Annotated in this window: 9 protein-coding genes and 1 pseudogene; 6 read left to right on the plus strand and 4 right to left on the minus strand. The window is 44.4% G+C overall.

All coding sequences use genetic code 11. The features are described 5' to 3' along the window. From MUU46_RS00245 to otnC, 6 genes are all read left to right on the plus strand, one after another. Positions 1-517 (plus strand): HpcH/HpaI aldolase family protein (locus MUU46_RS00245; RefSeq protein WP_258964451.1); only part of this gene is annotated, 517 nt, incomplete at its 5' end. Between the two features lie 2 nt (positions 518-519). Further along, entirely contained in the window at positions 520-1,215 is a 696-nt protein-coding gene (locus MUU46_RS00250; RefSeq protein ID WP_159776976.1) for an alpha/beta fold hydrolase, read from the plus strand. 78 nt (positions 1,216-1,293) lie between these two features. Then, the gene (locus MUU46_RS00255) at positions 1,294-2,184 is read left to right on the plus strand and encodes a DMT family transporter (protein ID WP_258964452.1); all 891 of its coding nucleotides are present in this window, start codon (positions 1,294-1,296) and stop codon (positions 2,182-2,184) included. A 26-nt stretch (positions 2,185-2,210) separates the two neighbouring features. Next, positions 2,211-3,179, plus strand: coding sequence for a nuclear transport factor 2 family protein (locus tag MUU46_RS00260; RefSeq protein WP_159776978.1), 969 nt, complete (start codon positions 2,211-2,213; stop codon positions 3,177-3,179). 461 nt (positions 3,180-3,640) lie between these two features. Continuing rightward, positions 3,641-4,897: a 3-oxo-tetronate kinase gene (otnK, locus tag MUU46_RS00265; protein ID WP_258964453.1), complete on the plus strand. Its 1,257-nt coding sequence runs from the start codon at positions 3,641-3,643 to the stop codon at positions 4,895-4,897. Further along, entirely contained in the window at positions 4,894-5,532 is a 639-nt protein-coding gene (gene otnC, locus MUU46_RS00270) for a 3-oxo-tetronate 4-phosphate decarboxylase (RefSeq protein WP_159776980.1), read from the plus strand. Before otnK ends, otnC begins: the two co-directional genes overlap by 4 nt. A 105-nt stretch (positions 5,533-5,637) precedes the next feature. On the opposite strand, the pseudogene MUU46_RS00275 reads toward otnC, so the two are convergent. The 4 genes and pseudogenes from MUU46_RS00275 to MUU46_RS00290 form a co-directional block, all read right to left on the minus strand. After that, positions 5,638-5,847 (minus strand): annotated as a pseudogene (locus MUU46_RS00275) (IS630 family transposase); the annotation flags it as partial. 86 nt (positions 5,848-5,933) lie between these two features. Next, entirely contained in the window at positions 5,934-7,334 is a 1,401-nt protein-coding gene (locus MUU46_RS00280) for an aspartate ammonia-lyase (protein ID WP_258964454.1), read from the minus strand. 107 nt (positions 7,335-7,441) lie between these two features. Further along, entirely contained in the window at positions 7,442-8,548 is a 1,107-nt protein-coding gene (locus MUU46_RS00285; RefSeq protein WP_159776982.1) for a cupin domain-containing protein, read from the minus strand. Positions 8,549-8,674: 126 nt separating this feature from the next. Next, the coding region (locus tag MUU46_RS00290; RefSeq protein ID WP_258964455.1) for a hypothetical protein at positions 8,675-8,978 on the minus strand (304 nt) is incomplete at its 5' end.

The raw sequence follows: 8,978 nt of genomic DNA on the forward strand, positions 1-8,978 counted from the left end.
TAAAATCCTGGATTCGGGCGCCTATGGCATCATTTGTCCCATGATAGATAATCGCCAGGATGCCGAACGCTTTGTTCGCGCCTGTCGATATCCCCCTTTGGGTGCCCGCAGCTATGGGCCAGCGCGTGGTCTGCTTTATGGAGGGAGCGATTATTTTGATGCTGCTAACGATACCCTACTAACTCTGGCGATGATCGAGACCATTGAAGGGGTAAAGAACATTGACGATATTCTTGATGTTGCCGGGCTTGATGGCATTTATATCGGTCCGAACGATCTGGCAATCAGCATGGGCATCAATCCTGGTGGTAGCTGGGAAGCGGCGGAGCTGGGTGTGACGATATGCCATATTGTTGAACGTTGCCAGACCAGACAAAAGTATGTGGGGATTTTTTGTGGCGACATGGCGATGGCCTCCGCAATGAAAGAGAGGGGACTGAATATGCTGACCCCCGGTAATGATATTCAGCTAATACGCTCTGAAGCGGGTTCCCGTTTGGCAAAATTGCGGGAATGAACATGAAGCATCCAATCCTGCTTTTGCCAGGAACATTATGCGATCATCGTCTGTGGGGTGCGCAGCTGGCAGCTCTGTCAGTCATCGCGCAGCCACAAGTCATGGATGTCGGTTTCGCGGACAGTATGGAAGCGCTAGCTGCAAAGATTCTGGATATTTCGCCTCCGAGATTTGCGCTGGCCGGATTTTCGTTTGGCGGGATTCTGGCTTTTGAACTCTGGCGTCAGGCACCGCATCGCATCACTCATCTTGCGCTAATAGATACAAATGCACGTCCGGACCCCTTGGCTAATCGGTCAATGCGGGCCGAACAGCTTCATGCAGCACAAGGTATGGGGGTTGGACTGTTTGTGCGTAAACAACTATTGCCCCACTATTTATATAAAAGTCATCAAAACTCAAGCGTTGAGAACACGATCGTATCTATGGCGGAGGAGGTAGGGCTAGCCATTTTCAAACGTCAGATATTAGCCGTCCAGCATCGTGTCGACAGTCGCGCGGATCTGCCTTCTATCAACGTACCTACTTTGGTTACGGCAGGCACACAAGATCATTTATGCCCTCCGAAGCTTCAGTGGGAGATGGCCGAGAATATCCGTGATGCAACATGTGAACTATTGCCACAATGTGGCCATTTTTCACCCCTTGAGGAGCCTGAGCGGATTAGCGAGCTCATCTCCACGTTAATCAAAGGGTGAAAAGTTACATTCGAATGCATTGATGTTGAATTAGTATAAGAGAGGACTAAAATAATGAGGAAAAAAAGGTAGCATTCTATGAAAAAAATAAGTAACTATTACATTTCAATTGTTGTTGCCGTTATTGCCGCTTTTTCAATGGGAACGATTGGTTTATTTTCTAAGTTTTTAGGTCTGAATGCTGAAATAATAACATTTTTTAGGCTGTTATTAGGTGGTGTATTTGTTGTGATTTTCACCGTTCCTTTTTATAAGGCAGATTTGTTTTTTAGAAAACCGGATGTGAATATGCTTGTGTCTGGAGCATTATTGGCTTCATTTATTTTGTTTTATATTCAATCAATTCAAATAGCTGGTTTGATTGTATCGGTGATGACATTGTATTTGGCCCCTGTATTAGCAATGATATTGTCGCAGATATTTCGCGGTGAAAAAATAACGCGCAGTTCTTATGCTTCAGTTTGTGGTGTTTTGATTGGTTTCTTTATGGTGTTAAATATTTTCAATAATAAAATATCAATGGATTTATACCATTCGCTATACTCAATAATTGCAATGCTATGCTATGCGGGTTTTATATTAACCAATAAGGAAACAAAGAAAGGCGTACCATTATTGGTTCATTCTGGGGTACAGTTGTTAGTTGGTGCAATTGTTATTTTTCCTTTTGTTTCACTTGATAACATCATGTCATTAAGTTCTGGTCAATGGTTATGGTTACTGGTCATTGGCTTCGTTCCTGGCTTTTTAGGTTTGGCATGTGCTATTTATGCAATACAAAACCTCTCAACAGTAACATATGCAACGATTTCTTATGTCGAACCTATTTCAACTCTATTTTTCGCATGGTTTATATTTAATGAGCCATTAACCATTACTCAATTAATCGGTTGTGTTCTGATAATTTTATTTAGCCTGCACCAAGTATTTAATGAAAAGAAACATACCGTTCACCTGGCTTTACAATAAAACCAACTTATAGAAGGAAGTGTATTATGAAAGGTTTTGATAATAAGTGGAAAGATTTCCCTGATTTTATCATTGGAGTAACAAAAGAAATCTGGGAAGATAGAGTTATTAGTTCATTAAACAACTATTATGCTCCAGATATTATTGTAAGATCCCCTAGCTCGGTAGTAAAAGGTAATAAAAAGGTTATCGGTGCAACAATGGCCACGTTGACTGAATTACCTGATCGAAAATTATTTGCAGAAGATGTTATTTGGACGGGTACACCAGAGGAAGGTATGCTTTCCTCACATCGTTTATACTCAACTGGAACCCATACAGGTTTTGGTGCTTACGGTGCCCCTACCGGAACTAAATTAGGGTATCGTATTTTAGCTGATTGCCACGCGAAGAATAATCAAATAAATGATGAATGGTTAGTTAGGGATCAGGGTGCGATTGCTCGTCAGCTGGGCATGACATCCAAAGAATATGCTCAACGTCTTATTGAACAAGAAGGTGGGCCAGAAAAATGTGTGCAACCATTCACTCCGGAAATAGATATTAGAGGTCCGTATCAAGGTGTCGGAAATAATAATGCATGGGGAGAACGTTATAAAACTGTTCTCAATAAAATTATGGATGCAGAGTTTTCCGTGATCCCACAAGAATATGATCGAGCGTGTGTTGGTGAATATCCGAAAGGAAAAACCGCACTTTCTCATGAACAGATAGATGAGTTTTGGTTAGGGTTACGATCGTCTTTTCCAAATGCAATCTTTACGATAGAGCATTGTATTGGACAAGAAGATTTAATGATGTCACCACGAGCTGCTATTCGTTGGTCATTAAAAGGTAAGCATGAAGGGTATGGGCCATTTGGTGTACCAACAGGCGTGGATGTTTATATTATGGGGATCAGCCATGCAGAATTTGGTCCATGGGGCATCAGGCGCGAATATACTTTATTTGACGAAATTGCGATCTGGAAGCAAATTTTATTAAAAAGTTGCTAATACTTTTCAGCTCGCAACCACCGCTCACCTCTGGATCCAGCGCTTCTGTCTGCGGCCCGAGCTCATTTGACAGCATCGGGGGAATTCCTAGGTTACCTAGATATGCAGAATAGTCACGCAGATCCGGATGTGGGCATTGCTGAATTAAATTGGGTTGGAAAGGGTGGTCAGCACATCGAGGTGCTGGAATCGCAAAATGATTGTGACCATATGAATGGTGCACATGATTTTTTCCTAATAGGAAAAATACCAACAGATACTTTATATAGGCGCTGACCCTTATAACAAAAAGATCACACTGGTGTGTGCATTCTTTTTTTAGTTTCTATTTGATATTTTTCAATGAGAGAATTGTAGAGCGGCGATTACGGTCATCCCCAGAATTAGGATAAATCGGCCATCTTTGTGAAAGCAAATCTTTCAAAATATTCTCTCCATTAACAACATTACGGGAAAGGTTTATGACGCTAAAATTGGGTATTATCGCTGATGATTTTACCGGGGCCACTGACATTGCAAGCTTTATGGCCACGGCAGGGTGGAAAGTAATTCAAATGAATGGAACCCCTTCAGAAACGCTCGATACTGCTGGGCTTGATGCTATCGTAATTTCTTTAAAAAGCCGTTCCTGTCCGTCATCAGAAGCAACCACGTTGTGCAGACTGGCCGCTCAGTGGCTCATCAAGCATGGATGCCAGCGCCTTTATTTCAAATATTGCTCCACTTTTGATTCAACGCCCGAAGGCAATATTGGCCCAGTGACCGACATGCTTTTACACTTGACGCAGTTGAACCTTGCGGTACTGTGCCCGGCTTTGCCTGTTAACGGCAGGACGGTAGAAGCAGGTCATTTGTTTGTTCATGGCCAGTTGCTGAATGAATCGGGAATGCAGAATCACCCCTTAACGCCAATGACAGATGCTAATTTGATGCGCGTAATGGAGAAGCAAGCGTCAGGAACTTGTGGACTGGTTCCGCTTAGCAGTGTGCATGCCGGCAAAGATGCCATCCGCGCACGTCTCCAGTCGCTTGAAGAAGCGGGAAAGCACTACGCTGTGCTTGATGCTGTGACAGAGGATGACTTGCTTACGCTGGCGGCGGCGCTACCTGACAGGGTATTACTGACGGGAGGTTCAGGTCTAGCAGGCGCACTGGCAATGCTTCATCCGGGTAATGGCTTAAGTAAAGACGTCGTTGTATCCGGTATGGAAGGCAAAGCAATTGTGCTGGCGGGGAGTTGTTCTGTCATGACAAATCAACAGGTTCAGTACTATCGACAATTAGCCCCGGCCAGAGCGGTCGAAGTCGAGCGTGCGATTAACGATAGCAGCGCTTATATCCAAGAACTTGTTGACTGGTATCTGGAATATGCCGGTCCGTTGGCACCGATGATCTATGCCACATGTTCAGCAGAAGAGGTGAAAGCGATTCAGGCGTGCTATGGGGTAAAGGCTGCAGGCAGCGCAATTGAAAATTTATTTGCTTTGTTAGCCATTAGGCTCAATCAGTTTGGCGTGAATAAGTTCATCGTTGCCGGCGGAGAAACGTCAAGTCTGTTGGTGCAGCGCCTCAATGTAGCAAGTTTTACTATTGGAGAAAGTATTGCTCCGGGTGTTCCATGGGTTAAAGATATAAAACGCCCTCTCTGGCTGGCGCTTAAATCTGGTAATTTCGGCGACGAAAGCTTCTTTTCCAAAGCACAGGAGTCTTTTTCATGAATATGAATGCCCAGGCACTACGCGAGCAGATGGTGACATTAGCCCATTCTATGTTCATGCGCGGATACAGTAGCGGTGGGTCAGGTAATCTCAGCCTGCGACTGCCAGAAGGAGGCTACTTAGTCACCCCAACTAATTCCAGTTTGGGATCGCTTGATCCTGCGACCCTCAGCGAGCTGGATGCAAACGGCAACTGGATTCGCGGAGAAAAGCCGTCAAAAGAAACACTTATGCACCTAGCGTTTTATAATCAACGTGTAGATATTGGCGGGGTGGTTCATTTACATTCCCCTTGGTTAACTGCACTTTCCTGTTTACAAGGGCTGAATCCCAGCGATTGTTTGCCTCCCATAACGCCATACTTTGTCATGCGAGTGGGCAAACTACCCTTAATCCGGTATCTGCGTCCTGGACATCCTGAACTGGCCGCTGAAGTCGAAAGACTGGCCGTTGAGCATAACGCTATGCTTCTCGCGAATCATGGCCCGGTCATTGGGGGAAGCAGTTTGCGGGATGCCGTATTTAATGCGGAAGAGTTAGAAGATACGGCTCGTCTGTGGTTTACGCTGCGTCCGCATGGCATGGTAACGCTGACTGATGAACAGGTTGCGGAGCTCTATACAGTTTATGGTTAAGAAAAGGCGAATAGCGTTTTTGAACGGGAATAAATGTTAGCTGATGAAGATCACATACTTAACCATAACTATCTACACCAATATGTCCATGCGGCCATCAGCGACCTAAATTTCTGCGCTACACTTTGCCAGATCATGTTTACCTCCCGGGAATGGGCTGACGGTTTGCATAAAATGGTGAGCCTTTCTCAGTAGCTGCCACATCGAACGGCACTGATGGTTGCGGGTTATTGTGCCGTGAAGCGCCTGCCATAGGCGCTCAACGTGGTTCACCCACGGCGAATAAACCGGCTGGTAAATCCCGCTGAGCTTCGGTTTAACGAAGTATTACGCTACGCATCAACCCGTGACCCAGACTGGACCTGTTTAGAAGTAGTAAGCTTAAACTGATTAAAGGAATATTATTTATACAATTCATTAAATAACTCAGGACAGGTTAATACACTTGGTTCCAGAAGCTGGGATGCTTTCTCTGTGGAAAGTAGACCTGATTCAACGACGATCTGATAGATACTTTTCCCCTCTGTTTCCGCTTTCCTTGCTACTTCCGACGCTATTTTATAATCAAAGATTGTTGCAATGACAGTGGAAAGGGCTAAAGAACTTCCGGCATCCTCAGCGCAACGTTCTCGATTAGCGATGAGGTTTTTAATACATTTTTCACTGAACAGAGGCAAACATTCTGTGAGGAGTCGGCAGGATTCAGAAATACAGTTGAGGATCAATGATTCCCAAACATTCAGTTCAAGTTCCCCTTCGCAGGCACGAGTGATGCTGAGATCGTTGCCCAGAATGCGGAAATAAACCTGAATAGCCATTTCCGGTATCACTGGATTAATTTTTCCAGGCATAATAGACGATCCTGGTTGTACCGCGGGCAGGGTAATCTCGGCCAAGCCGGCTCTAGGCCCGGATGCCATGAGTCTTAGGTCGGATGCAAGTTTATTCAGAATATTCGCGGTGCTTTTAAGCACCGCCGATGTTGTAATCCAAAAATCCGCATTCTGCAGGGCATCAAAGAAATTTTTTTCGGGCGTAAAATTAATCCCAGTATTTTCATGCAATGCGTGATAAAAAGCATCTTTATATCCGGGATAAGTGCCGAATTCTGTTCCTATAGCAGTTGCTCCCATAGGTAATTCAAGACAATGGCGTCGTACGTTATTGATCTGGAGCACTGAGCGTTCAAAGGCACTGCAGTAACCACTGAACTGCTGTCCCAATGTTAATGGCAATGCATCCTGTAAGCAGGTTCTTCCAATCTTTACGATATCGGTGAATTCCTCGACCTTATTACCTAGGATTTCTACGAAACTTGAAAGTGCATATTCAAGCTCACCGAGAATTTTATAGATAGACATTTTCATTGCCGCGGGAATGACATCGTTTGTCGATTGACACATATTGATATGAGTATTGGGATGAACAACATCATATCCTTTTTTTCCGGTTAAAATCTCATTAGCCCGATTGGCCAAGACTTCATTGACATTCATATTTGTCGATGTACCACCACCACCTTGGTAAATATCCAACGGGAATTGCTGTGCCTGCGGTGTAGTTAAAAACTCATCTGCGGCCTGTGAAATAGCTAAAACCTGTTCGTTACTTATTTTCCCAATTCTATGGTTAGCAATGGCGGCTGATTTTTTAATGAGGAGCAAGCTATCAATATAACTAGGAATTTTATCAATGGTTATGCCAGATATCGAGAAATTCTCAAGTGCACGCTGAGTCTGAATTCCATAATAATGGTCATCCTCAATTTCTCTGCTGCCTAGTGTATCATTTTCAGTACGCATTATTTTTCCTTGTTAAATATTATATTGGATGATATTTAACCTTATCTGCCAGGCGCATGAATACCTGAGGTCATTCGCATGACAGTAAGGTTTTATGCTCAAAGCATTTACGCTATAAGTTCTGGTTTAAGCAACGCTTCCTGAATTGATGGTGGAAGCATCGACACTGGTGCGATATAACCATCGGGGTCAATGCCAAATCCTTTGGCTGCAGCTTGGTTGATAATATCTTCAGACCATTCAATGTGCTTGCGCTGATCGCCCGAGGTTAACAACACAAACTCAACTGGGGTATCACCAACGGCTCTGAATCTACGCCACACATTTTCAGGACAGGAAAAGACATCCTGAGGGTGCATTATTTCGCTACTTTCATCGGATGAACTCTTGAGTGTAACGTCAAGTTCCCCTTTAAACAGGATCAGTACCTGCTTCTGAGCAAGCGTATGTAGCCCTATTTCTCCATTGACAGGAATACGTCCCCATTCAATTGATAGGCCGTGTGGGTTAGTAACAGTAGGATGTTGCTCACGATCCTGCGTGATCCCGTAGCCGACTGCAGGCGCAAGTTCTGCACCGTGTCCTTCGAGGACGCTATCAAGAAGCGAAGAGGATGAGAATAGTCGTTCACCACGCTTAATTAGGCGTTCGCACATTTTTTCTACCGAGTAATGTGGGAGACAGGTGATAGCGGCGTCATCGAGAGGTTGTACAAGCTGTTCCGGTTCGGGAATGGCTTCGCCTGCATCGGTATCTATCATTTTGTTAGATTTGGTCAGATAAAGGCCATGTTTGGCCGCAGATTTGAGTACTTGTGGATGCCAGATAATTCCGCCGGAATCATTGCCACCAAGCGCGGTGAAGATCCAGCCATGGTCGTCACCGATATTTGTGAATCCACGAAATATCCATGTAGGAATAGAAATAATATCTCCCGCTTCGCCAACAATTTCGCCTTCATCCCCCTCCGCCCCCCAGCGGAACAGCCATTTTCCATGATAAATCATGAAAACTTCGGCTGTGTAATGGATATGAAGATTATTAGTGATACCCGCAGGCATTGCCGCGACTCCAAGACCGAAGCCGTGGGGCTCGCTGATACTGATTTCTTTTTTTGTGGCCTGACTGACACCGGACCCGATCAGGGAATAATTTTCTTTTAGATGAGAGCCGGGCATCTTACAGTCGATGAACGCGACGCGTTCGGGGATCATTTTTGTCCTTCTTAGTATACGGGCGCTCAGAGAACTCGGTGAGAGTGATTTTATATTCATTGTTTCATCCTGTATTCAGATTGATTTGAGGTTAGGTCATTCATTGTAAAAATGTTAATGAATGAGTCATATACAAAGCGGTTTATGAATATGTTCAGGCTGATCAACGGAGGAAATATCCGCATGACTGACAGGGCTGCCAGTTGTACGTCCTACAGAGTATGAGCACATAATGGTCCTGACAAAAGCAGGATTGGATGCCTCATGTTCATTCCTGTAATTTAGCCAACCGGAAGCTCGTTTCAGCGCGTATTCGCTGAATATTATTACCGGGGGAAACATATTCAGTCCCATCTCTTTCATTGCTGATGCTGTCGCCATATCTATCATGGGACAAATGATGTCATAGGCGCCCGAATCCAGGATTTTG

It is taken from the genome of Scandinavium tedordense, from assembly GCF_024764965.1.
GTDB classification, from domain to species: Bacteria; Pseudomonadota; Gammaproteobacteria; order Enterobacterales; family Enterobacteriaceae; genus Scandinavium; species Scandinavium tedordense.

Bases quoted from the DNA above. Each gene is read 5' to 3' on its own strand.
- MUU46_RS00250 (WP_159776976.1), top strand. From the start codon at position 520: ATGAAGCATCCAATCCTGCTTTTGCCAGGAACATTATGCGATCATCGT.
- MUU46_RS00280 (WP_258964454.1), bottom strand. From the start codon at position 7,334: ATGCGTACTGAAAATGATACACTAGGCAGCAGAGAAATTGAGGATGAC.
- MUU46_RS00255 (WP_258964452.1), top strand. From the start codon at position 1,294: ATGAAAAAAATAAGTAACTATTACATTTCAATTGTTGTTGCCGTTATT.
- MUU46_RS00260 (WP_159776978.1), top strand. From the start codon at position 2,211: ATGAAAGGTTTTGATAATAAGTGGAAAGATTTCCCTGATTTTATCATT.
- MUU46_RS00285 (WP_159776982.1), bottom strand. From the start codon at position 8,548: ATGATCCCCGAACGCGTCGCGTTCATCGACTGTAAGATGCCCGGCTCT.
- otnK (WP_258964453.1), top strand. From the start codon at position 3,641: ATGACGCTAAAATTGGGTATTATCGCTGATGATTTTACCGGGGCCACT.
- otnC (WP_159776980.1), top strand. From the start codon at position 4,894: ATGAATATGAATGCCCAGGCACTACGCGAGCAGATGGTGACATTAGCC.